Origin of the sequence: Buchnera aphidicola (Shivaphis celti) (genome assembly GCF_039349365.1) — a bacterium.
In the GTDB taxonomy this organism is placed as follows: Bacteria; Pseudomonadota; Gammaproteobacteria; order Enterobacterales; family Enterobacteriaceae; genus Buchnera_L; species Buchnera_L aphidicola_AL.
The window spans coordinates 220,089-246,419 of record NZ_CP134977.1 but is presented as its reverse complement, the minus strand read 5'-3'; the positions used below and the strand labels follow the sequence as shown (position 1 = coordinate 246,419).

The window sequence follows — 26,331 nt, the reverse complement described above, 5'->3', positions numbered from 1 at the left end:
TATGGGAAAAACATTATATGAAAAAATATATGATCAACATGTAATACATCAAGATACAATAGATGCATCCATTTTGTATGTTGATTTACATTTAATTCATGAAGTAACATCACCTCAAGCATTTCATGCTATTCGATTTAATAACAGATCTATTCGTTGTCCAAATAAAACTTTTGCAACTATGGACCATAATGTTTCAACTAAAACAAATGATATAAATAATTTAAATCAATTTTCAAAAATTCAAATACAAACATTGCTTAAAAACTGTCAAGAATTTAATATTCCTGTATATGATTTACATCATCCTAATCAGGGTATTGTACATGTTATTGGTCCAGAACAGGGCATGACACTACCAGGAATGGTAATTGTTTGTGGAGATTCTCATACTTCAACACATGGTGCATTTGGTGCATTAGCTTTTGGTATTGGAACATCAGAAGTAGAACATGTTTTTGCAACACAGACAATTAAACAAAAACGTTATAAAACAATGAAAATTCATCTTTGTGGTAAATTAAAAAAAGGAATAGATGCAAAAGATATAATATTATTTGTCATTAAAACTGTTGGAGTAGAAGGTGGTACAGGATATGTTGTAGAATTTTGCGGAGAGGTAATATCCCAATTAAGCATGGAAGGTCGTATGACGTTGTGCAATATGGCAATTGAAATGGGAGCAAAATCTGGAATTATTGCACCAGATGATATTACATTTGATTATTTAAAAAATAAGAGATATTCCCCAAAAAGTAATAATTGGGATATTGCAATGAAATATTGGAAAAATTTACAATCAGATATTGATGCTCAATTCGATAAAACAATATATATTAATATCGATTCTCTTTCTCCTCAAGTAACATGGGGAACAAATCCTAGTCAAGTGATATCGATTAATGAACCAATTCCATATCTTGATAAGTTAAATAATAAATTATATTATGAAACATCAAAAAAATCATTATTATATATGGGTTTAAAATCCGGTATGTTGTTAACAGATATAAAAGTTAATAAAGTATTTATTGGATCATGTACGAACTCAAGAATAGAAGATTTAAGAACAGCTGCTCGAGTTATAAAAAATAAACATATTCATCATCAAGTTCAAGCCATTGTTGTTCCTGGATCAAAAGTAGTGAAAGAACAAGCTGAACAAGAAGGATTAGATAAAATATTTATTAATTCTGGATTTGAATGGAGATTACCAGGTTGTTCTATGTGTTTAGGTATGAATGATGATCAATTACATGCAGAAGATCGATGCGCATCAACTAGTAATCGTAATTTTGAAAATAGACAAGGACGTGGAACTAGAACGCATTTAGTAAGTCCAGCCATGGCTGCAGCAGCAGCACTATGTGGAAAATTTCAAGATGTTAGGAATTTATTATAATTTATTTTATATCGAGGTATACATTGAAGAAGTTTATTAATCATACTGGTATAATTGTTCCATTAGATATATCTAATGTTGATACAGATGCTATTATTCCCAAGCAATTTTTACATACAGTGAATCGTACTGGTTTTTCAGAAAGCTTATTTTATAATTGGAGATTTATAAAAGGAGATAAAAAACAAGTAAATAAAAGTTTTGTATTAAATAAAATTTGTTATCAGTCTGCTAGTATATTAATTACACGTAATAATTTTGGTTGTGGTTCATCCAGAGAACATGCTGTATGGGCTTTATTAGATTATGGATTTAAAGTAATTATTTCCTCTAAATTTGCTGATATTTTTTATAATAATAGTTTTAATAATCATTTATTATTAATTACATTATCTGAAAATTTCATCAATGAAATTTTTAATATAATTTTTAATCAACCTGGGATTCAGGCAACAGTAAATTTACTTGACAATTCTTTAGTAATTGAAAATAAAAAATATGATTTTTTTGTTGATGATTTTTACCGAAAATGTTTATTAAATGGGGTAGATAATATTGATTTAACGTTGCGAAATATTAATAAAATTAAAAAATATGAAAAAAGAATACCTAATTTTTTTTTAAATATAAAATAATTAATATATTTTTAATAAACTACATGTACTTTATTTTTTTAAAGTGTGTAGTTTTATTATTTTATAAAATTATTTTAAATTATTTAAATAATTTAATTGAATATTGTCATTTAATAAATTATTTTTATTTTTTTTATCTATTTTTGTTAAGTTAATTAAATTCTTCATGTTAATTTTTTTAATTTCAATAGTATATAAATATTGTTTTTTATTTTTTTTTAAAAAATTTTTTCCAAAAATTGCAATATATTTTTTTTTTTTTAATGTATTATTTTCTTCACATATTTGTTTTATACTAGATAATTTTAAATTTTTAATATAATATCGTTTATTATATATTCTATCAGAATCAGCACAATATAAATTTTTATCATTAATATAAATATATATAGATATTTTTTTTATTTTATATTTTTCCCATATTTGATCAGCTAAAATATCAAACGTAGAAATACCAACAATTGGAATGTTATATGGTATTGATAATCCCTGGGCAACATTTGCTCCAATTCTTAATCCTGTAAAATTTCCTGGCCCATTCACAAAAGATATAATATTTAAATCGTTTATTTTAATATTTTTTTTTTTTAAAATATCTTTAATTAATTGTAAGATATTTTTTTCATGATTATAATCACTCATTTTGGTATTTTCAAAAAAACAGTTATTATGAAATAATCCAACAGAGGTATCATAAAATGCAGTATTGATAGATAAAATTGTTGTATTAACTTTATTTTCTATTTTCATATTTATTAAAATCATTCCATAAATTTATTTTTTTGTAATACGTACAAGATCAATATGATACTTTGTTACTGAAATAATATTAAATTGTAACGGAAATATATCGATTATTTCTCCATTTTTCGGTATTTCTCCATGTTGATCAATTAATAAACCTGATAATGAAGAATAATTTTTTTTTTTATTTAAAAGCTCTTTAATTTTTAATGTTTGAAAAACAGTATGTAAATCCGTACTACCCTTTACCAACCAACTGTTTTTTTCGATTGTGATTTCTGGAGTTTCATCAGCATCTGGAAATTCTCCTGCAATTGCTTCCAATACGTCTAATGGTGTAATTAATCCTTGTACTGTACCAAATTCGTTGTGAATAATAATACAATTTCCTTTAGCTTGTCTTAATATAGAAATTAAGTTCATAGTATCCAGTGTATCTAATACTATAATTGGTGGATTTTTAGAAGCAAAATTTGTAATATCATGATTATGATCATTATTACTTAAATATATTAGTAATTCTTTAGCTTGTACAACTCCAATTATTTCATCTAATTCTCCTTTACATACTGGGAATAAATTATGTGGAGTTTCTAACAATTTTTTTTTGATCTGTAAAATATTATGTTTTGTATTAATCCAAGAAATGTTTCTTCGTGGAGTCATCATACTACGAATAGAACGGCTTGATAAAGTTAAAACACTATTAATCATGTATTTTTCTTCATCTTGAAAATTTTCTTTATAAGAATATATATTTTGTTTTAAGGTATTATTATGGATTTGTAAATTTTTTTCAATTTTATTTGTTTTTTTATAGTATTTTTTATCGATTAATCTAAATATAATCTCGGTTACTCTTTGTCGCATTGGTTTTTTAGATTCATATTTAATAACATTATGTAGTGCAATTTGGTTAAATAATTCTATTAATATTGAGAACCCAATGGCAAAATATATATACCCTTTAGGAATATATAAACCAAAAGATTCAGCAACTAAATTTATTCCAATAATTAATAAAAAGCTTAAACAGAGCACAACAATTGTTTTGTGTAAATTAATAAAATTAATTAATGGTTTTGAAGCAATCAACATTAAAACAGTAGATATTATTACTGCACACATCATAATAAATAATTTGTTTACCATACCTACAGCTGTAATAACAGAATCTAAAGAAAAAATTACATCTAATACAACAATTTGTAGAACAATAATCCAAAATCCAGAATAGTTTTTATTATTTTGATGATTTTCTGATCTTCCTTCTAATTTTTCATGTAATTCAATTGTTGTTTTAAATAACAAAAATAATCCACCAAATAATAAAATTAAATCATTTCCAGATAAATTAAAATATTTATTATTAAAAATAGGATTCGTGAATGTGATAATCCAAGAAATTAGTAATAATAAAATTAATCGCATAGTTAAAGATAGCCCTAAACCAATTAGTCGGGCTTTATCTCTTTCTTTAGGAGGTAGTTTTCCAGCTAATATAGCAATAAAAATTACATTATCAATACCTAAAACAATTTCCAATAAAATTAAAGTTAATAATCCAACCCACATTGTTGGATTTAACAAAAAAAACATTTTATACTCCGTTAATAGTATATTATTTATATTGTACTAATTTTTTTAAATATTTATATGTATAATTTTTTATGCAATGCATCAATTCTATCCTGTACTGGAGGATGTGAAGCAAATAAATTATAAAATGATTTAGATTGCCCGCGAATACAATATGTTTTAATATCTTCTGATGGTTGCGGTTCAGTAAGTTGTTTAAATTTTACTAATAAAGAAATCATTTTATTCCATCCAATACGTTTTGCAGCATCTGCATCGGCTCTAAATTCTCTATATCTTGAAAAAGACATGACAATTAAACTAGCTAACATACCAAAAACAGCTTGTAAAATCATAGAAACAACATAATTTATTAAAAATCCATATGAACGAACATAATTTGATTGTCTATTTTTATATAACATTTGCATAACCATTCTAGAAGTAAAATTTGATACAAAAAAAACAAATGTATTTATTATACCTTGTATTAATGCTAACGTTACCATATCTCCATTCATAATATGACTAAATTCATGAGAAATTACTGCTTGGAGATTTTCTTTATTCATGCTTTCAATTAAACCAGTAGATAAAGCAATTAAAGAACTATTTTGACTGTATCCACTTGCAAATGCATTGACTGAATTTGATTTATAAATTGCCACTTCTGGTGTTTTAATACCTAATTGACTTGCTTGATATCGTATAACATCTAGAATCCAAGCTTCAGTTTTATTTCTAGGGTGGCTAATAATTTTCCCATTTACAGATCGTAATGTAGACCATTTAGATAATAATAATGAAGTAATTGACCCACTAAAACCAACAATAGAAGACAAAATCATTAACGCCCTGATACTGTTAGATTCCATTCCTGTCAAAAATAATACTGTTCCAAACATAAACATTACAGACAAATTCGTGAGTAAAAATAGAATTACTCGTATCATTTTATTACACCTTCATGATTTACAATGGATTTATTATAATATATTTTTATTATATAATAAATAAATATTTAATGTTTTATTTTTTCATGAGAATATGATTACATTATATGATTATATAATATTTTAAGAAAATTATACATCATATTCATCATTGAATTTAATATCTTTGATTCCAGACTTATACAGGATTAATGGTGTATTATTAATTTTCCAAGATTGGATAATGGAATCAATCCATTTCCATGAAATCTCAATTTCTTTTTTTGATATAAATAAAGATTGATCATTATTCATTATTTCTAAAAACAGTCTTTCATATGCATCGGGAATATTTTCTTTTAAAATATCACAATAATTGAAATATAAATTTGATTTTTTAGTATTATATTTAGAACTAATTTCAGGATTTTTATTAAAAAATTGTATAGTAATTCCTTCGTTTGGTTGTAGTTGAATGATTAATTTGTTTTGATGTTTATAATTTTGAAATAAATTATAAGGCAATTGTTTAAAACAAATAACAATTTTAGATGTCTTTTCAAACATTCTTTTCCCGGTTTTTAAATAAATTGGTACATTTTTCCATGTTTCGTTATCTATAAATGTTTTTATTGCGACAAAAGTTTCAGTTTGACTATTTATTTCTGAAAATAATTCTTTTGTATAAGATGGCACACATTGATTATCAATAATACCACTATTATATTGCCCTCGAATAGTATTTGTATTAATAGTTTTTAAATTTATTTTTCGTAATGATTTTAGTAGTTTTATTTTTTCAGATTGAATATTTGTTGCATCTAAACTTTTAGGAATAGACATAGTAAGAAGGCTTAAAATTTGCAATAAGTGGTTTTGAACCATATCTCTAGTTTGTCCAATACTATTGAAATATTTCCATCGTCCTTCAATTCCTATTTTTTCAGAAACAAAAATTTTAATATATTTAATATAATTGTGATTCCATTGATAATAGAAAATAGGATTAGAAAACCTTAAAATAAGTAAATTTAATACAGTTTCTTTCCCAAGATAATGATCAATTCTAAAAATTTGGTTTTCTTGAAAATATAAATTTAATTGATTATTAATTTTTTGAGATGATTTAAATGATGTTCCTATTGGTTTTTCGACAACAATCCTATTAGGATAATAATGTAATTTTATTTCTCCAATACCCTTACAGATATTTCCGAAAGTATGTGGTGGAACAGCAAAATAGTATATTTTTGTATTATTATTTTGTATAAGTACTTTTTTTAATGTATAAAAATGACTAATATTTGTTACATCTAAATTACAAAATAATAATTTAGATTGAAATTTTTTCCATATCTGCATGTCAATAGGATTAATACAAAAATTTTTTAATGTATTAAAAGTATATTCAATATATTTTTCATTACTCCAATGTGCTCTTCCTACTCCAATAATACGAGTATTTTTATGAAGTAATGATTTTTTTTCTAGTTCATATAATGCTGGTATTAATTTACGACCAGATAAATCTCCTTTTGCTCCAAATAATATTAAATCATATTGTTGCAAAAAAAATTTTTTCACGTTATCCTCGATATTTTTATAATTCTTATTAATTATATTATCAATTTTTTTTTAAAATATTAAAAAATTATTTTATATGTTTAATTTGATAAATTAATATATATTTTTTGTAAAATATTTTATATAATTAAAAATTATATAAAATATTTTTAATTAAAACTTTAATATTTATAAAATATTTCATAACGGTTAAAAACATGAATGATACAAGATCAAGAAGAACAAAAATAGTTATTACATTAGGTCCATCAACAGATGAAAATGATAATCTTGAAAAATCAATATTAGCAGGAGCTAATGTTTTACGATTAAATTTTTCACATGGAACCCAAGAAGAACATGAAAGCAGAGCATATCATGCTTTTCAAATAATGAAAAAAATTGGTTATAATGTAGCAATTTTAGGAGATTTACAAGGTCCAAAAATTCGAATCGCAAATTTTGAAAATAATTATATTTTTTTAATACCAGGGAATATCTTTACATTAGATATTGATTTTAAAAATAAATATGGAAATGAAAAAATAGTTGGAGTGGACTATAAACAATTAGTTTTAGATTTAAAAATTAATGATATTTTATTATTGGATGATGGAAAAATCAAGTTAAAAGTAATTGATATTAATTTAACACAAGTAATCACGAAAGTAGTTATTGGAGGTAAATTGTCTAATAATAAAGGAATTAATAAATCTGGAGGAGGTTTGTCGGCAAGTTCATTAACATCAAAAGATAAAAAAGATATTATTATTGCTGCTAATATTGGAGTAGATTATTTATCAGTTTCATTTCCAAGACATCCACGAGATTTGATGATGGCTAGAGAATTAACATATGCAGCAGGAAATAATGCAAAAATAATAGCAAAAATAGAAAGAGCAGAAGTAGTTTCTGATATAGATATTATGAAACGTATGATTTTAGAAGCGGATGCTATTATGGTTGCAAGAGGAGATTTAGGAGTTGAAATTGGTGATTCAGAATTAGCTGGGGTACAAAAAAAACTTATTAAATATGCTCGTACATTAAACAGAACGGTAATTACAGCAACTCAAATGATGGAGTCTATGGTAAATAACCCTGTTCCAACAAGAGCAGAAGTTATGGATGTTGCTAATGCAGTACTAGATGGAACAGATGCAGTTATGTTATCTGCAGAAACAGCTACTGGAAAATATCCATCAGAAACAGTACAACATATGTCTGATATATGTAAAGGTGCAGAAAAAATTCCTAGTATTAATGTATCTAAACACAGATTAAATGTAAAATTTGATGATATTGAAGAAACTGTAACAATGTCTGCTATGTACGCTGCTAATCATTTAATTGGTGTTAGTGCAATTATTACATTAACTGAATCTGGTCACAGTGCCTTATTAACTTCAAGAATTAGTTCAGGATTACCTATTTTTGCATTATCAAAACATTCCAATGTATTAAACTTAGTTTCCTTATACAGAGGAGTAATACCTATTTATTTTAATAGTCCAAATAAAGGATTAAAAGTAGCAAATGATGCAATTTTTTTACTCGTAAAAAAAAATATTTTAAAATCTGGAGATATTATTGTAATTACACAAGGAGATATTATGGGTCAAGCAGGTCAAACTAACTTGCAAAGAATTTTGACAGTACAATAAATATATTTAATGATTACAATCAATAATATTAATTTTATTTTATATCAAGATAGATAAAAAAAATTTATCTGGTTCTATATTTTTATGTATATTTTATGAAAAAAATTATTGAAATTAAAAAATTATCCTTTGAGATTAATAAAAAAGAAATTTTATCCAATGTATCTTTTACACTGATGGAAAATAAAATTATCACTCTTATTGGTCCTAACGGAGCTGGAAAATCAACATTAGTAAAAATATTAATTGGTTTACTAAAACCATATCAGGGGAAAATTATCAGTAAACCCAATTTGGTTATTGGATATGTTCCTCAAAAGTTTAAATTTAATGAAAATTTTCCAATTTCAGTATATCGATTTATGCAATTGTTTTATAAAACAAATAAAATAGAGATTATGAAAAATTTAGATCGAGTCAAAGCACAACATTTAATAAATCAACCGATAGGAACATTGTCAGGAGGAGAATTACAAAGAATATTATTAGCGAGAACATTATCATGTTCTCCTGGACTGTTAGTTTTAGATGAACCTACACAAGGAGTAGATATTAGCGGACAAATTTTTTTGTATCAATTACTTCATGAATTAAAAAAAGAATTAAAATGTTCAATATTACTTGTTTCACATGATTTAAACTTGGTGATGAAAAAAACAGACGAGGTAATTTGTTTAAATAAACATATTTGTTGTTCTGGCACCCCTATGTCTATTACGAAAAATTGTGAATTTGTCTCTTTGTTTGGATCACATGCATTACAAGAATTAACTATATATCAGCACGAACATGATCATATACATATTTTTTAATCAATTTTATATATAACATTTATGTTAAATTTTTTTTTCAATTATCATAGTAATATTTTTTTTGGATGGATAGCAGGAATATTTTTATCCTTGATATGTGGTCCGTTAGGATCTTTTATGATTTGGCGTAGAATGTCTGCATTTGGTAATACTTTATCACATGCTTCTTTGTTGGGTTTATCTTTATCATTTTTATTACATACAAATATATTTTTAACGGTATTATTTTTTTTAATTTTTTTAACAATATTAATTGCATATATAGAAAATTTTTCAACACTTTCTTTAGATACAATTTTTGCAGTTATGACATATGGATCGTTATCATTAGGAATGATTATATTACATATTATTAAGAAAAACGAACAGTCAAATTTAACAAAATATTTATTTGGAGATTTATTAAAATTAAACGTATGTGATTTATTTTCCATTATAGCAATTAGTATTATTACAATACTGATTATCATAATTTATTGGGATGATATGATTGGAATGATTATAAATGCAGAAATAGCCAAAATTAGTGGAATTAATATTTTAAAAATGAGATTAATTTTGATGTTATTGACAGCAATTTTGATCGCTATATCAACCAAATTAATTGGCGCATTGTTAATAACAGCATTATTAATTATTCCCCCTGCAATTACACAAAAATTTGCTTCATCACCAGAAATGATGGTTTTTTTTTCTATCATAATTAATTTCACATTTATTACATTAGGAATAATGATATCAATATTTTACAATATTCCGATTAGTCCATTAATTATATGTTTAGAGTCTATATTATTTTTTATCAGTATAATAATATAAATAAATTTAAGAAATTATATATAATTAAACAAGATAATTATCATTTTTTTTATTATAAAACTGTAATATTAAATTAATATATAAATTTATTAGGAGCATTAGACATTAAACAAGTTGCAGTATTTGTTTTTGGAAATGCAATTACATCTTTAATATTTGTACTATTTGTTAATAACATGATAATTCTATCTAAACCTAAAGCAATGCCGGCATGTGGAGGAGTACCGTATTCTAATGCATTAATAAAAAAATTTAATGCATCCATATTACTGGAATATGTTAAATTTAATATTTCGAATATTGTTTTTTGCATTAAAACATCATGAATTCTTACTGAACCTCCTCCTATTTCGTACCCATTCATTACTAAATCATAAGAATTTGATAAAACAGAACTTGGATTATTTTTTAAATCTGTAATATTGCAATTTTTTGGAGCTGTGAATGGATGATGTATTGCTGAAAAACTTCCATCTTTATTTTTTTTAAACATCGGAAAATCTATAATCCATGTTGGTTTCCATATTTTTTGAATTAAATTTGTATCATATCCTATTTTTTCTCTTAAAATATTACATAATTTATTTATTGTATTATATTCTCCTGATATTATAAGAATAATATCTCCATTTTTTGCATTTGTTCGATGAACAATTTCATTAATTGTTTTTGCATTCAATAAATTTTTTATATTAATAATTTTATATTTTTTTAAAGAGATATCTTGTATATATATATATATATATAAAATATCGTTATTTTTTTGAATAATATGATTATAAGATTGAATGTTATGATCCTTTAGTTTGATAATACCATTTTTAATTAATAAAGTTGTTGTTCTAATCTTTATGTCATAATTTTGAATATTATTATAATTAAAATATTTAAAAAAGGAATGAGGTAAGTCGATTAATTCCATAGGATTACGTAAATCAGGTTTATCTGAACCATATTTTTTTATTGATTCAGAAAATGATAAAACTGAAAATTTTTTTAATGAAATATTTAAAAAATTTTTCCATATTTCTGTAATTAATTTTTCTGTAATTTCCATTATTTTGATTTCATTTACAAAAGATACTTCAAAATCAACTTGTGTAAATTCTGGTTGTCGATCTGAACGTAAATCTTCATCTCGAAAACATTTAACAATTTGATAATATCGATCAAATCCTGCAATCATTAATAATTGTTTAAATAGTTGCGGTGATTGTGATAATGCATAATATTTTTTTTTATGTAATCGACTTTCGATTAAATAATCTTTTGCTCCTGAAGGAGTTGATTTAGTTAAAATCGGTGTTTCTATATTTAAAAAATTGTTTTTATGCATATATTGATGAATATAATAAGTAATTTCATGTCTTATTTTAAATTTTTGCAACATATTTAAACAGCGTAAATCCAAATATCGATATTTTAACTTGATTACATCTTCATAAATATTATTAAAATCTATTGGTAGTTTTTTTGATACATTAAAAATTTTTAATTTTTTTGCTACAATTTCTAACAATCCAGTATTTAATTTTTTATTTTCATTTTTTTTGGATCTAGATTGTACAACACCAACAATTTGAATACAAAATTCATTTTTTAGTTGCATAGCTTTTTTAAAAACAGATGAATTTTTAGAATGAAAAAATATTTGAATAATTCCTGAACAGTCGCGTAAATCAACAAAAATAAAATTACCAAAATTTCTTACTCGATTGACCCATCCACATAATATAACAGTTGTATTAATGTCAGTGATGCTAATATGATTACAATATTTTGTTCGCATATAATTTTGACCTTGGTATTAAAAGTAAATTTTATCGACTACGAAAAATAATTCTTCCTTTAGTTAAATCGTATGGAGTTAATTCCACTGTTACTTTATCACCAGTTAAAATTCTAATGTAATTTTTTCTCATTTTTCCAGATATATGAGCTGTTATAATATGACCATTTTCTAATTCTACTTTAAACATAGTATTTGGCAAGGTATCTATTATATTTCCTTGCATTTCAATGTTATTTTCTTTCATTACAATTATATCCTTAAAATATATTGTTAAATATTAATGATATTTAATGAATTTAAATATTTTTCTGCATCTAATGCCGCCATACATCCACTTCCTGCAGAAGTAATAGCTTGTTTATATATGTTATCTGTTACATCTCCAGCAGCAAATACATTTGGTATATTTGTTTGTGTATTAAAACCATTGTATTTCTTTTGAATTTGAATATATCCATTTTTCATATTTAAAATATTTTTGAATATCTTAGTATTTGGCATGCTTCCAATAGCAATAAATAATGCTTTTACAAAAACTATTTTTTTATTTTCAGTATAATTTTTAGTATGAGTAATCTCAATAGAATTTATTTCTAGTTTTTTGCCTATGATATTACTAACAACATAATCAAGGTGTAAAACGACTTTTCCTAAATTAATTTTATTTTTTAATTTTTCAATTAAAATTTTTTCTGCAGTAAATTGTTTTCTTCTATGTATTAAATGTACTTGAGAAGCAATATTGGACAAATATAATACTTCTTCTATCGCTGTATTTCCTCCTCCAACAACAGCTACGTCATGATTTTTATAAAAAAAACCATCGCAAGTTGCACAAGTTGATATTCCTTTACCAAGAAATTTTTTTTCTGATTTTAAATTCAGATATTTAGGAGAGGAACCAGTGGCAATAATAACAGTATGACTATAATATTTATGAAATTCGCAAAAAACTACTAAAATTTTATTAGAAAAATCTACTTTTATTACTTGATCGTGAACAATTTTTGTATTTAATATTTTTACATGTTTTTCCATATCATTCATTAATTCTATTCCAGTAGTTTTTTTAAATCTTCCAGGCCAATTTTCAATTTGATTTGTATTAATTAATTGTCCTCCTTTTTGTAAACCAGTAATTAATATAGGTTGTAAATTTGCTCTTGCTGCATAAATAGCTGCTGTATATCCTGCTGGTCCAGATCCAATAATTATTAATTTATGGAATTTATTTTCATTATTTTTATGCATTTTTTTCTTTTTTATAATAAATTTTTTAACAATCTCTTCATGTGTAAATATTTTACCATGATCATCATTATTAAAATAGTAAATAATAATTATACAATAAATAAATTTTTATGTTATAGTAATATTATTCGTTTAAAATTATAATATATTATGATTGATCCATATTCATTACGAAATAATATTGAAGATATTGCTATACTTTTTAAAAAACGTGGATTTTTTTTAGATATTAAAAAAATAAAATTGCTTGAAAAAAAAAGAAAAAATTTACAATTAATTGTCGAAAATTTTAGATCTAAATATAAAAAAATATCTAAATTAATTTATAAAGAAAAAAAAAATCAATTGACTGTTGATAATTTAAAAAAGCAAGTAAAAGAAATAAAAAAAAATTTATTAAACCAAGAAATTGAATTTCAAAAAGTAAAAAAAAAAATAAATTTATTTTTTTCCATGTTGCCAAACATACCAGATAAAAATGTACCAATTGGTCGTTCTTATCATGATAATAAAATTATAAAGTATTGGGGTAAAATTAAAAATTATTCTTTTTCTGCACTAGATCACGTTTCATTAGGAAAAAAAATAAATGGATTTGATTGGTTTACTGCTAGTAATATGTCTGGAGCTCGATTCGTAATTATCAAAGATCAATTATCTCTTTTATATCGTGCATTAGGACAATTTATGCTAGATATACATACTATGCAACATGGATATAAAGAAATACATGTTCCATATTTAGTTAATAATGATAGTATGTATGGTGCTGGACAACTACCAAAATTTCAAAAAGAATTGTTTTACGTATCTACAAAAAATAATATAAAAAAAAAATATATTTTAATACCCACTGCGGAAGTACCATTAACAAATTTATTTAGAAACGCAATTCTTCAAGAAGACGATCTTCCTATTATGTTAGTTGCTCAATCCCCTTGTTTTAGAGCAGAAAGTTTATCTTATGGGAAAGATACGAAAGGGCTGATTCGTATGCATCAATTTGATAAAGTAGAACTTTTCCAAATTACTCACCCTAAAGATTCTATGTTGCATTTAGAAAAACTTACTTCGCATGCAGAAAAAATATTAAAATTATTAAAATTGCCATATAGAAAATTATTATTATGTACAGGAGATATGGGATTTGCTGCTACAAAAACATATGATTTAGAGGTATGGTTTCCTTCTTGTAATTGTTATAAAGAAATATCTTCTTGTTCAAATATGTCAGATTTTCAAACACGTAGAATTAATGCAAAATATTTTCAAAAAAATAAGAAAAAAAAATATTTTTTACATACAATAAATGGTTCTGGATTAGCAATTGGTAGAACATTAGCTGCTATTTTAGAAAATTATCAATGTAATGATGGAAAAATAGAAATACCAGAAATCTTAAGTAAAAAATATATGAATGGTATAAAATTCATTACATAAAAAATAACTAAATAACAATTTTACTATATAATTAATAACATGAATATGAAAAAAATAATATATAATTTTAGTGCTGGACCTGCAATGTTACCAAAAATAGTTTTACGAGATATTCAAAAAAATTTTTTAAATTGGAACAATATCGGATCATCAATTATTGAAATTAGTCATCGAAGTCAAGATTTTTATCCAATAATACAAAAGTCTGAAAAATATTTAAGAGAATTATTAAATATTTCACAAGAATATGCAATATTATTTTGTCCAGGTGGTGCAAGAGGTCAATTTTCTGCAATTCCTATGAATATTATAAAAAAATTTAATTGTGCGGATTATATTAATAGTGGTTATTGGTCTTATCAGGCTATGCTTGAAGGGAAAAAATATTGTTCTGTTAATTGTATTAATATTAAACAAGAAAATGAAATAATCTCTCTTTTAAATATGAAAGATTGGGAATTAAATCATCGTACAGATTATCTACATTATTGTCCTAATGAAACAATAGAAGGTATTGCAATACATGAAGAACCAATTTTTGAAGATAAAATTATTGTTGGAGATTTCTCTTCTTGTTTACTATCAAAAAAAATTGATGTTAATAAATATGATTTAATTTATGCAAGTGCTCAAAAAAATATTGGACCTTCTGGTATCACTGTTATAATTATTAAAAAAAAAATATTAAATAAAAATCATGCATATTTACCATCAATACTTGATTATAAAAAAATATTAGAAAATCAATCTATGTTTAACACTCCAGTAACATTTTCTTGGTATGTTATTTCATTAGTTTTAAAATGGATGAAAGATTTAGGTGGAATATCTTATTTTGAAAAATTAAATATAAAAAAATCAAATTTATTATATAAAACTATTGATAGTAGTAGTTTTTATATCAATAAAATCCATAAAAAAAATCGATCTAATATGAATATAACATTTCATTTATCTAATTCAAAATTAGATAAAATATTTATAAAACAATCTGAACAACAAGGATTAAAATTTTTAAAAGGACATAAATTTTTAGGAGGTTTGCGTGCATCTATTTATAATGCTATGCCTATAACAGGAGTAAAAAAACTTATTAAATTTATGAAAGAATTTGAAAAAAATTTCGGTTAAATTAATCTTTCATATATAATATAATTATATTTTATATAAGACATTTATATTAAATATAAGGTATTTTTTATGTATAATAAATTAGTTCTAAATCCAATTTCTTCGATCAATGGAAATATATATTTACCAGGATCAAAAAGCATCTCAAATCGAGTATTATTAATATCAGCAATATCAAACGGAACAATATGTATAAAAAACTTATTAAGTAGTGATGATGTTAATCATATGTTACAAGCATTAAAAACACTTGGTATTAGATATCAATTCACTGATCGTACTACTTGTATTGTATATGGATCAGGAAATAAATTTAACTTTTCACCTGAAACATATTTATTTTTAGGAAATGCAGGTACTGCAGTAAGACCATTAACTGCTATTTTATCTTTACAAAAAAGTAATGTTATTATTACCGGTGATAAAAGAATGAAAGAACGACCTATACAAAATTTAGTTGATTCTTTAAAACAGGGAGGAGGTAAATTTAGATATTTAAAAAATGAAAATTATTTACCTATAAAAATTAAAGGAGGTTTTATTGGAGGAAATATTGTGATTCAAGGTAACATATCTAGTCAATTTTTAACTTCTATATTAATAGCAGCGCCACTAGCACAATTAAATTCAAAAATTGTTATTCAAGGAGAACTAGTTTCTAAGCCATATATTGATATGACATTGAAAATTATGCAACAATTTGGAATAAAAATATATCATAAGAATTATAAATATTTTTATATTAATGGAAATCAAAAATATCAATCTCCTACAGAATATATCATTGAAGGAGATGCGTCTTCAGCAACATATTTTCTTGCTGCTGCTGCTATTAAAGGTCCTCAGGTTCGTGTTATAGGGATTGATAAAAATAGCATACAAGGAGATATTCAATTTGTAAGTGTTTTAGAAAAAATGGGCGCAAAAATCATATATGGAAAAAATTTTATACAATGCATGAAAAATGTTTTAACAGGAATAGAATTAGATGCGAATCATATACCAGATGCAGCGATGACTATTGCCATGCTAGCATTATTTGCAAATGGCAGAACAATAATTAAAAATATATATAATTGGCGTGTAAAAGAAACAAATAGATTGGAAGCAATGTCGGCAGAATTAAAAAAAATTGGTGCAAATGTATCAATTGGAAAAGATTTTATAAATATTACTCCACCTAAAAAATTTTTACATGCAGAAATCGAAACTTATAATGATCATAGAATGGCAATGTGTTTTTCTTTAATTGCTTTATCTGGACAGTATGTTACTATTTTAAATCCACAATGTGTATCTAAAACTTTTCCGAATTATTTTTCTGAATTTCAAAAAATCAGTACTATATCATATATAAAATAATTAATTAAAATATTTTAAAAAGCAAAGAATTTAATAATAAATTTATATTAATTAAATATGAATATGAGTATTATATCTTATGCAATCATCTTATGTTATTACAATAGATGGACCGAGTGGATCTGGAAAAAGTTCATTATCAAAAACAATATCACAAAAATTAAATTGGTTTCATTTAGAATCTGGAATAATTTATCGTGTGCTTGCATGTTTATTTTTAAAAAATAAATATATGATATCAAAAAAAAATGTTATATCTTTGATGCATGCACTAGAAAACCATTTTATTTATCATAATGGAAAAATTCATTCTTTTCATACAAAATGCTTTACAAAAAAAGATATTTTATCTTCCAATGTTACAGATATTTCTTCTAAATTATCAACTATTAAATATATTAGAGATTATTTATTGTTCAAGCAACGATTATTTAAACAAAATCCAGGATTAGTGGCAAACGGAAGAGATATGGGAACAATTGTTTTTCCTCATGCTATTATAAAATTTTTTTTATATGCAAATTTGAAAGAAAGAGTATATAGAAGAATAAAAGAACTTAAAAAAAATGGTTTTAATATTTGTTTTGAAAAATTATTATTTCAAATGCAAAAAAGAGACTATCGTGATCAAAATCGAAAATTTGCCCCATTAAAAATAGCAAAAAATTCTATCATACTAGATTCTAGTAATATGAATTTTCAAGAAACTTGTAATTTTGCAATGCATTATATTAAAAAAAAAATTTTTTTATAAGTATTTATTATCTATGATTAGGATGATTATAGGAAACTTTTATTAACTATGTTTAACATGACGTTAAACAGATGTTAAATTAAATTATTGTAAATTATTTTTATGAAAGAATCATTTTCTTATTTACTTGAACAATCTTTTAAAAAAATTAAAACAAAAACAGGATCAATTATTTCTGGTCAAATAATTGATATAAAAAAAGAAACAGTTATTATTGATTCTGGATTAAAGTCAGAATCATATGTTCCGATTGAACAGTTTAAAAATAAATTTGGAAAACTAGAAATTAAAATCGGAGATTATGTAGATGTTGCATTAGATTCAATGGAAGACGGTTTTGGAGAAACGGTTTTATCTCGAGAAAAAGCAAAAAAACATGAATCTTGGATTGCATTAAAAAATGCATATCAGAATTCTGAAACTGTTATTGGCATGATAAGTGGGAAAGTAAAAGGTGGGTTTACAATAGAATTAAATGATTTACGTGCATTTTTACCAGGATCATTAGTAGATATTCGTCCTATAAAAGAAACTAGTCATTTAGAAAATAAACCAATTGAACTGAAAATAATTAAAATAGATCAAAAAAGAAATAATGTAGTTGTATCAAGAAAAGCAGTAATTGAATCTGAAACAAGCGCTGAAAGAAATCAATTTTTATTAAAATTACAAGAAGGAATGACTGTTAAAGGAGTAATAAAAAATTTAACTGATTATGGAGCATTTGTAGATTTAGGTGGCGTAGATGGATTATTACATATTACTGATATGGCTTGGAAAAGAGTGAAACATCCAAGTGATATTGTTAATATAGGAGATGAAATTGTTGTTAAAGTATTAAAATTTGATCGCGAAAAAACAAGAGTATCGCTTGGGTTAAAACAATTAACAGATGATCCATGGAATTCTATATTAAATCGATATTCGGAAGGAAACAAAGTTTTCGGGAAAGTGACTAATCTTACTGATTATGGTTGTTTTGTTGAAATTGAAGAAGGAATAGAAGGATTAGTTCATATCTCAGAAATGGATTGGACAAATAAAAATATTCATCCCAATAAAGTTGCAAATATTGGAGACAAATTGCAAGTGATGATTTTAGATATTGATGCTGAAAGAAGACGTATATCATTAGGAATTAAACAATGTAAACCAAATCCTTGGGAAATTTTTTCAAAAGAAAATCATAAAGGTGTTCGTGTACAAGGTAAAATTAAATCTATTACTGATTTTGGTATATTTATTGGTTTAGACGGTGGAATTGATGGATTAGTCCATTTATCTGATATTTCGTGGAATCATACAAATGAAAAAGTATTAGCAAAATACAAAAAAGGAAATAAAATTTCTGCTGTAGTATTACAAGTTGATCCTGAAAGAGAAAGAATTTCATTAGGTTTAAAACAACTGACAGAAGATAATTTTAGTAAATATATTCAACAGTATAAAAAAGATGATATCATTCCGGGAAGAGTATTATTGATTCAAGATAATATTATTAAAGTATATTTAGGTAGTGATGTTATTGGAATTTTAAATAAAAAGAATTGTTTATTATTATTTAAAGTCAATGATTTAATTGAATGCAAATTTAATAAATTTGATCGAAAAAATAGAGTTATTCATATTTTACCATATAAAAATTATACTGATAAAAACAGTGAATCAATTTTTTTAAAAAAATTTAAACATGATATTTTTTTTAAAATCGATCAATAATTAGTATCATATTAAAAATATTTATTACTATAATATAAAATAATATTTAATTATATCATTATTCATATTGATTAGAGTAAACTAAGTTATATTACATAAAAAATAACTTAGTTTCTCATAATGGTGAGGTCATTTTGAAAAAATTTATTATTACTGCTAATTGGAAATTAAACGGTAACAATTCTATTATTAATTATTATATTGAAAATTTAAAAAATTATTTTAACGAAAATAAATTATTTAATAAAATTATCTTTGTTCCTCCTGTTATTTATATTAATAGTATAAAAAATAGTATAAAAAAAAAAAATTTTTTTTTAGGAGCACAAAATGTTGATATAAATCTATCTGGAGCATTTACTGGAGAAATATCTGCAACGATGTTAAAAGATATTGGTGTCAAATACGTTATTATTGGTCATTCTGAACGTAGAAAATTTCATTATGAAAATAATGATTGTATTGCAAAAAAATTTAAAATTCTTCAAGAAAACGGTATTACTCCTATATTATGTATTGGAGAAAATTTAAAAGAAAAAAAAAATGAAAAAACAGAATTAATATTAAAAAAACAAATAGAAATAATATTTAATATTGTTGGAAGACAAGCATTTCAAAATGCTATTATTGCTTATGAGCCAATTTGGGCAATTGGAACAGGGGAAAATGCAAAAATTCAATATGTAGAAAAAATACATAAATTTATTAAAGAATATGTGATGAATAATAGTAATCTTAATCCAAAAGAAATAAAAGTACAATATGGAGGTTCAGTAAATGAAAATAATATACAACAATTTTTTGCATCTGATCATATAGATGGAGTGTTAGTTGGAAATTCAATTTTAATATATAAAAATTTTATTAAAATGATTAAGTATACTAATTTTTTAAAATAACTATACATCTAATTACATAAAAATTTTAACAAAAAATTTCTTATATACAATAAATGTAGCGCCGGTTAATCCGGCACTGTTACAAAAAAAATTAATATAATTTTTTAGCAAGATTTAAAAAATTATTTTTATTTTTTTTATTTTTATGATTAATTGCAATTGAAAAATCATAATTAATAATTGTTTCGTTTTTTATTCCAATACACTTTCCACCATAACCTTGAATAATTTTTTTAATTGCATATGCACCCATTCTTGATGCTAAGATTCTATCATAAGCAACAGGTGATCCTCCTCTTTGAATATGTCCTAAAATAGTCGATCGAGTTTCTCTTTTAATATGATTTTCGATATATTTTGCTAATTTTTCTACATCACAAATGCCTTCAGTAATCGCAATAATTGCATGTTTTTTTCCATTTCGAATACGTAATTGAATTTCTTTTAATAGTAACTCTTTTTTGAAAGACATTTCTGGTAACACAATAAATTCACATCCACCAGCAATAGCTGCAAATAAAGTTAAATCTCCACAACATCTACCCATCACCTCTACAATAGATATTCTTTGATGAGAAGAAGATGTGTCACGTAATCGATCAATTGCTTCCACAATAGTATTTAGTGCAGTAAAATAACCAATAGTATAATCAGTACCATAAATATCATTATCTATAGTACCCGGTAAACCAATACATGGTATACCGATATCAGTTAACTTTTGAGCACCTGTATATGATCCATCTCCTCCAATAACAATTAAAGCATCAATTTTTTTATTTCTGATATTTTGAATTGCTATTGATCGAATATTTTTTTTATAAAATTCTGGAAATCTAGCTGATCCAAGAAATGTTCCTCCTCGATTTAACATATTAGAAACACTATTATAATTTAACTGTATCATGTAATTTTTATACAACCCTAAATACCCATCGTATATTCCAAATATTTCTAATTTTTCATTTAAACCTGTACGTACTATAGATCGTATTGCTGCATTCATTCCAGGGGAATCTCCCCCACTTGTTAGTACACCAATTCTTTTTATCATAATTAATTTTTTTGAAATAAAAACATTTAAATGAAAATATAAAATCATTATTACAAGATATATTTTAAAATTTAGTAAAATATTGTAAAATATTTTGAAATAGTAACATTTTAATTTTTTAAAAATTTATATTCTTTAGAAATATTAGAATTATCAATATTATATATAATAGGTATTCCGGTTGGAACAGATAAATTATAAACTGATTTTTCATCTAATTTTGATAAATATTTAATTAAAGCGCGTAATGAATTACCATGTGCAACAATTAATATATTTTTATTATTTTGTATTTTTGGGAAAATCACTTTCTCCCAAAATGGTAAAATTCTTAATAAAGTAAGTTCTAAACTTTCAGAATTAGGAATTTCTGAATTTTCAAGATTTACATATCGGTTATCAGAACGTATAACAAGTTTTTGAAGATCTGTCATTTTTGGCGGTATTTCTTTAAAACTTCTTCTCCATTTTTGAATATTTTCTAATCCATATTTTTCTATTACTGAATCTTTATTTAGTCCTTGTAATTTACCATAATGACGTTCATTTAAACGCCATGTTTTTTTTACAGGTAACCAAGATTGATTTATTTCTTTTAGAACAATCCATAAAGTATGAATAGCTCTTTGTAATACTGAAGTGTAACAATAATCAAAAAAAAAATTTTTTTTTTTTAGCAATTTTCCTGCAGCAAGCGCTTCTTTTTTACCTTTTATAGATAATTGTACATCTGTCCATCCTGTAAATTGATTTAATTGATTCCATAAACTCTCTCCATGTCGAATTAAAACTAAACGATTTTTTTTTTTCATATTATATATCCTGTTTATTTCATAATAGAAAATCATTTTCAATGTTTAAATTTTTTTGATAAAAATTTTTATTAAATATCTAACATAATTCTAGAAAAATCTTCTAATACCTCTTTAATTGTTTTTAAAAAACCTACAGATTCTTTTCCATCAATTAATTGATGATCATATGAAAGAGCAATATACATCATTGGAGCTATTGTTATCTTGTCATGTACGACAATAACACGATCTTGAATGGCATGCATACCTAAAATAGCAGTTTGCGGAGGATTAATAATAGGAGTAGAAAATAATGAACCAAATACTCCTCCATTAGTAATTGTAAAATTTCCACTTAATAAATCTGATAATTCTAATTTTCCTAATTCTGCTTTTTTTCTTAAATCAAAAATTTTTTTTTCTATTTCAGCCATCGACATATTATCAACGTTTTTTAAAATTGGAGTAATTAATCCATGAGTTGTAGAAATTGCGATGTTAATATCAAAATAATGATAATATATTATGTTATTATTATTAATTTTAGCATTTATATTTGGAAATTTTTTTAGAGCTTGCACAACCGCTTTTATAAAAAATGACATAAATCCTAATTTGATCGTATGTTTTTCTTGAAATAGATCTTTATATTTTTTTCTTATTTTAATCACAGAACTCATATTTATTTCATTAAAAGTAGTTAACATCACTGTATTTTTTTTAGTTTGTAATAACCTATTTGCTATTCTTTTTCTAAAATTTGTAAGAGGTACGATGGTTTTTTTGTCAAATTTATTTTTTTTTTGTGGCAATCTATCATCAACAATTTTATTTATTTCTTTTGTATTTATTGATTGATTGATTACATTATTTTGATTTTTAGAAATAATTCTTCTATAAGATGGGCTATCATTGTTTTTTTGAATATTTTTTATATCTTTTATTATTTTTTTTTTTTTTTCATCAGATGAAATTACAGCATACTTTTCATTTTCAGTATTTATTTCTTTTATATGTCCTATTATTTGTTTACTTTTTACTATAGATCCAGGAAGAGATAATATTTTTTCTAGTTTTCCATCAATTATTGATGGAACTTCTAAAATTACTTTTTCAGTTTCTATATCAACTAATATTTCATCCTGTTTCACTACTTCTCCAATACTTTTATGCCAACGAATAATTGTTGCATCATTAACAGATTCTGGTAACTCTGGAACTAAAATGTTTTTTTTTTTCATGTAAAATATCTCTTATATAATATTTAAAACATTAGAAATAATTTTTCTTTGTTGTTGTTTATGTAAAAAAATTGATCCTCCTGCAGGAGCAGCAAAAGCATCACGACCAATATATTTTAATTTCATATGTTTAGAGAGTATTTTTTGAAATTTAAAATATATATAATACCATGCCCCTTGATTTTTTGGTTCTTCTTGACACCAAATAATTTCTTGAAGATTAATATAAACATTCAATAAATTTAAAATTTCTAATTTTGGAAATGGATATAATTGTTCAATTTTTACTAAAATAACATTTTTATTTTTAAGAAAAATAGTATTATTTATTAATTCGTAATATATTTTTCCAAAACAAAAAATTATTTTTTTAATTGCATTATCTGTAATATTTCTCTTTTCCTGTATTACTTTTTTAAAGTATCCATCTTTTATTTCCACAAAAGATGATTTAGCCATATCATTTCGCAAAAAAGATTTTGGAGTCAAGATAATTAACGGTCGATACTGTTTACTATGTGCATGTTTAATCAGTATATGATATATTTGTGCGGCAGTAGATGGTGAACAGACTTTCATATTATTTTGTGCACATAATTGTAAAAATCTTTCTAATCGACATGAAGAATGTTCAGGTCCTTGGCCTTCGTATCCATGAGGTAAAAAAATTATTAAATTTGATTTTATTCCCCATTTTTGTTCTCCGGAACTAATAAACTGATCTATCACAACTTGTGCATTATTAACAAAATCACCAAATTGTGCCTCCCAAATATTTATTGTTTTTTTTGAATCAATAGAATATCCATATTCAAATGCTAATGTTGCTTCTTCTGATAATACAGAATTATAAATTCTAAATTTTCCCTTCGATTGTTGTAAATGATGCAAAGGAATATAATCTAAACCGCTTGATTGATCATATACTACTGAGTGGCGATGAAAAAATGTCCCTCTAGCAACATCTTCTCCAGAAATTCTGCATGAAATACCTTGGCATATCAAAATTGCATAAGCCAAATTTTCTGCTGCACCCCAATCAATTAATGTATTTTTGGTGGCCATATTGTATCTATCTTGATAAATTTTATGTACTCGATTATGTAATTGAATATGTTGAGGAATTGTATTAATTTGTAAAAAAATTTTTTTTAAATCGATTTTTTCAATTTTTTCTTTATAAAAAATACAATTTTTTTTTTCTATTTTTTTATTACATGAAAATTTTTCTTCTCCTAAAATATTTATCTTTTTACGATATTCTATTTGTTTATTATTATAGTAATTTACATTAATAATTTTTTTAATTTGTAATCTTTCTGCATAAATATTACTAATTGTTTTTTGTTGAGAAATTTTTTTATACATCATGGGTTGAGTGACACTTGGTTCATCAGACTCATTATGACCTCTTCTTCGGTAACAAACTAAATCTATAAAAACATCTTTTTTAAATTTATACCTATAATCTAATGCTAATTGAGTAGCAAAAATCACAGAATTTGGATGATCTGCATTAACATGAAAAACTGGAGATTGTATCATTTTTGCAATATCTGTACAATATGTGCTAGAACGTATATCTTGAATATCAGAAGTTGTAAATCCAATTTGATTGTTTATAACAATATGTATTGTTCCTCCAACACAATAACCTCTTGTTTGTGACATATTTAATAATTCTTGATTTACTCCTTGTCCAATAATTGCAGCATCTCCATGAATATTAATTGGTAAAACAAAATTTGTGTTTAGTGTATCTTGTTGTTCAAGATATGCTTTAGCTGCTCCCATAACAACTGGGTTAATAATTTCTAAATGCGATGGATTATATTTTAGATCAATTATAATATTCTTACTACCACGCTTAATTTTCCTTTTCATACCAACATGATATTTTGCATCTCCAGTTCCATATAAATTGCTATATGATTCTGAAAATTCATAACATAAATCGTTTATTTTTTTTTTTAATACATTTACCAAAACATTTAATCTTCCTCTATGTGCCATTCCAAAAATAACTTTTGATGTAACGTTATTACATGCATAATTTATTATATATTTTAACATAGGAATTAAAACATCTGCCCCTTCAATTGAAAAGCGTTTTGCTCCTATAAATTTAGAATGAAGATATTTTTCAAAAATTTCTGTTTTAATTAATGTATTTAATAAGTTAATTTTTTCTATATCAGATAATATAAATTTTTTCGATATATTTTCTATATAATTTTTTATCCATTTTTTTTCTTTTATATTATCAATATGATAATATTCATATCCTATATATTTACAATATATATTTTTATAATTCTCGTATTTTTGATAAAAAGAAGAATTTTTTTCATCATATAATAAATTTTGTAAAATTGATATTGATTCTTTTTTAAATCTTTTATTATTCAATAATAAAAATGAATTTAATTCATTTGATGTAAATTTTTTTTTTAAGGGATTAATATTTGCATATATATGACCATATTGTCTAATATACTGAATTAGTAATGAAATGTCATTTTTTTTATTAAAAAAATTATAATCTTTTGTTTTATCAGTTTCATCATGTTCTTGATATTTACAAAAAAAATTTTTCCATTCTGAAGACATTGCATTCGGATCATGTATAAAATTTTTATACATTGCATCAATATATAATTGATTATTATAATGTAGATCAAAAATCAAATCATTTAACATGCATTTTTTTTTCATAAAAAAACCTATATATTAATTATATGAAAG

At 23.9% G+C, this 26,331-nt stretch carries 22 protein-coding genes; 11 read left to right on the top strand and 11 right to left on the bottom strand.

Annotation, left to right across the window (positions count from 1 at the left end; all coding sequences use genetic code 11):
- Position 1 precedes the first annotated feature (1 nt).
- Both leuC and leuD read left to right on the top strand, forming a co-directional pair.
- Positions 2 to 1,402: a 3-isopropylmalate dehydratase large subunit gene (gene leuC / locus RJT40_RS01115; RefSeq protein WP_343182366.1), complete on the top strand. Its 1,401-nt coding sequence runs from the start codon at positions 2 to 4 to the stop codon at positions 1,400 to 1,402.
- Positions 1,403 to 1,425: 23 nt separating this feature from the next.
- Positions 1,426 to 2,037 carry a 3-isopropylmalate dehydratase small subunit gene (gene leuD, locus RJT40_RS01110; protein WP_343182365.1) on the top strand — a complete coding sequence of 204 codons (612 nt, stop codon included), beginning with the start codon at positions 1,426 to 1,428 and terminating at the stop codon, positions 2,035 to 2,037.
- 69 nt (positions 2,038 to 2,106) lie between these two features.
- On the opposite strand, the gene tsaB is transcribed toward leuD, so the two are convergent.
- The 4 genes from tsaB to zwf all read right to left on the bottom strand — a co-directional run bounded on the left by tsaB (position 2,107) and on the right by zwf (position 6,875).
- Positions 2,107 to 2,787 carry a tRNA (adenosine(37)-N6)-threonylcarbamoyltransferase complex dimerization subunit type 1 TsaB gene (tsaB, locus tag RJT40_RS01105; RefSeq protein ID WP_343182364.1) on the bottom strand — a complete coding sequence of 227 codons (681 nt, stop codon included), beginning with the start codon at positions 2,785 to 2,787 and terminating at the stop codon, positions 2,107 to 2,109.
- A gap of 24 nt (positions 2,788 to 2,811) precedes the next feature.
- Complete coding sequence (locus tag RJT40_RS01100) at positions 2,812 to 4,380, bottom strand: TerC family protein (protein WP_343182363.1); 1,569 nt, start codon at positions 4,378 to 4,380, stop codon at positions 2,812 to 2,814.
- Positions 4,381 to 4,433: 53 nt separating this feature from the next.
- Positions 4,434 to 5,312 carry a protease HtpX gene (htpX, locus tag RJT40_RS01095; protein WP_343182362.1) on the bottom strand — a complete coding sequence of 293 codons (879 nt, stop codon included), beginning with the start codon at positions 5,310 to 5,312 and terminating at the stop codon, positions 4,434 to 4,436.
- Positions 5,313 to 5,444: 132 nt separating this feature from the next.
- On the bottom strand, positions 5,445 to 6,875 hold the full coding sequence (gene zwf, locus RJT40_RS01090) for a glucose-6-phosphate dehydrogenase (RefSeq protein WP_343182361.1): 1,431 nt from the start codon (positions 6,873 to 6,875) through the stop codon (positions 5,445 to 5,447).
- A 197-nt stretch (positions 6,876 to 7,072) separates the two neighbouring features.
- Between zwf and pyk the strand changes: the two genes are divergently transcribed.
- The 3 genes from pyk (at position 7,073) to RJT40_RS01075 (ending at position 10,149) form a co-directional block, all read left to right on the top strand.
- Entirely contained in the window at positions 7,073 to 8,518 is a 1,446-nt protein-coding gene (gene pyk, locus RJT40_RS01085) for a pyruvate kinase (RefSeq protein ID WP_343182360.1), read from the top strand.
- Between the two features lie 95 nt (positions 8,519 to 8,613).
- A complete protein-coding gene (gene znuC / locus RJT40_RS01080; RefSeq protein WP_343182359.1) occupies positions 8,614 to 9,330 on the top strand; it encodes a zinc ABC transporter ATP-binding protein ZnuC in 717 nt (238 codons plus the stop codon).
- 21 nt (positions 9,331 to 9,351) lie between these two features.
- Positions 9,352 to 10,149, top strand: coding sequence for an iron chelate uptake ABC transporter family permease subunit (locus tag RJT40_RS01075; RefSeq protein WP_343182358.1), 798 nt, complete (start codon positions 9,352 to 9,354; stop codon positions 10,147 to 10,149).
- A 73-nt stretch (positions 10,150 to 10,222) separates the two neighbouring features.
- Here RJT40_RS01075 and aspS read toward each other — a convergent pair whose 3' ends face one another.
- From aspS to trxB, 3 genes are read right to left on the bottom strand one after another with little or no spacing between them, the layout of a single operon-like run.
- Positions 10,223 to 11,938: an aspartate--tRNA ligase gene (aspS, locus tag RJT40_RS01070; RefSeq protein ID WP_343182357.1), complete on the bottom strand. Its 1,716-nt coding sequence runs from the start codon at positions 11,936 to 11,938 to the stop codon at positions 10,223 to 10,225.
- 31 nt (positions 11,939 to 11,969) lie between these two features.
- Positions 11,970 to 12,185 carry a translation initiation factor IF-1 gene (gene infA, locus RJT40_RS01065; RefSeq protein WP_343182356.1) on the bottom strand — a complete coding sequence of 72 codons (216 nt, stop codon included), beginning with the start codon at positions 12,183 to 12,185 and terminating at the stop codon, positions 11,970 to 11,972.
- 26 nt (positions 12,186 to 12,211) lie between these two features.
- Positions 12,212 to 13,192 (bottom strand): thioredoxin-disulfide reductase, encoded by a 981-nt coding sequence (gene trxB / locus RJT40_RS01060; RefSeq protein WP_343182355.1) that lies wholly within the window; start codon positions 13,190 to 13,192, stop codon positions 12,212 to 12,214.
- A 150-nt stretch (positions 13,193 to 13,342) separates the two neighbouring features.
- On the opposite strand from trxB, the gene serS reads away from it, so the two are divergent.
- The 6 genes from serS to tpiA all read left to right on the top strand — a co-directional run bounded on the left by serS (position 13,343) and on the right by tpiA (position 20,497).
- Positions 13,343 to 14,632: a serine--tRNA ligase gene (gene serS / locus RJT40_RS01055; RefSeq protein WP_343182354.1), complete on the top strand. Its 1,290-nt coding sequence runs from the start codon at positions 13,343 to 13,345 to the stop codon at positions 14,630 to 14,632.
- A gap of 45 nt (positions 14,633 to 14,677) precedes the next feature.
- Positions 14,678 to 15,763 carry a 3-phosphoserine/phosphohydroxythreonine transaminase gene (gene serC / locus RJT40_RS01050; protein WP_343182353.1) on the top strand — a complete coding sequence of 362 codons (1,086 nt, stop codon included), beginning with the start codon at positions 14,678 to 14,680 and terminating at the stop codon, positions 15,761 to 15,763.
- 69 nt (positions 15,764 to 15,832) lie between these two features.
- Positions 15,833 to 17,125, top strand: a complete 1,293-nt coding sequence (aroA, locus tag RJT40_RS01045; RefSeq protein ID WP_343182352.1) for a 3-phosphoshikimate 1-carboxyvinyltransferase — start codon at positions 15,833 to 15,835, stop codon at positions 17,123 to 17,125.
- Between the two features lie 79 nt (positions 17,126 to 17,204).
- Positions 17,205 to 17,879: a (d)CMP kinase gene (gene cmk / locus RJT40_RS01040; protein ID WP_343182351.1), complete on the top strand. Its 675-nt coding sequence runs from the start codon at positions 17,205 to 17,207 to the stop codon at positions 17,877 to 17,879.
- A gap of 102 nt (positions 17,880 to 17,981) precedes the next feature.
- Positions 17,982 to 19,598 carry a 30S ribosomal protein S1 gene (gene rpsA / locus RJT40_RS01035; RefSeq protein WP_428994184.1) on the top strand — a complete coding sequence of 539 codons (1,617 nt, stop codon included), beginning with the start codon at positions 17,982 to 17,984 and terminating at the stop codon, positions 19,596 to 19,598.
- Between the two features lie 134 nt (positions 19,599 to 19,732).
- Positions 19,733 to 20,497 (top strand): triose-phosphate isomerase, encoded by a 765-nt coding sequence (tpiA, locus tag RJT40_RS01030; RefSeq protein ID WP_343182350.1) that lies wholly within the window; start codon positions 19,733 to 19,735, stop codon positions 20,495 to 20,497.
- 91 nt (positions 20,498 to 20,588) lie between these two features.
- Here the strand turns inward: tpiA and pfkA are convergent, their stop codons facing one another.
- The 4 genes from pfkA to RJT40_RS01010 form a co-directional block, all read right to left on the bottom strand.
- On the bottom strand, positions 20,589 to 21,551 hold the full coding sequence (pfkA, locus tag RJT40_RS01025) for a 6-phosphofructokinase (protein ID WP_343182349.1): 963 nt from the start codon (positions 21,549 to 21,551) through the stop codon (positions 20,589 to 20,591).
- A gap of 110 nt (positions 21,552 to 21,661) precedes the next feature.
- Complete coding sequence (gene gpmA, locus RJT40_RS01020; protein ID WP_343182348.1) at positions 21,662 to 22,363, bottom strand: 2,3-diphosphoglycerate-dependent phosphoglycerate mutase; 702 nt, start codon at positions 22,361 to 22,363, stop codon at positions 21,662 to 21,664.
- A 71-nt stretch (positions 22,364 to 22,434) separates the two neighbouring features.
- A complete protein-coding gene (gene sucB / locus RJT40_RS01015; RefSeq protein WP_343182347.1) occupies positions 22,435 to 23,586 on the bottom strand; it encodes a dihydrolipoyllysine-residue succinyltransferase in 1,152 nt (383 codons plus the stop codon).
- Between the two features lie 12 nt (positions 23,587 to 23,598).
- Positions 23,599 to 26,301, bottom strand: coding sequence for a 2-oxoglutarate dehydrogenase E1 component (locus tag RJT40_RS01010; protein ID WP_343182346.1), 2,703 nt, complete (start codon positions 26,299 to 26,301; stop codon positions 23,599 to 23,601).
- Positions 26,302 to 26,331 lie beyond the last annotated feature (30 nt).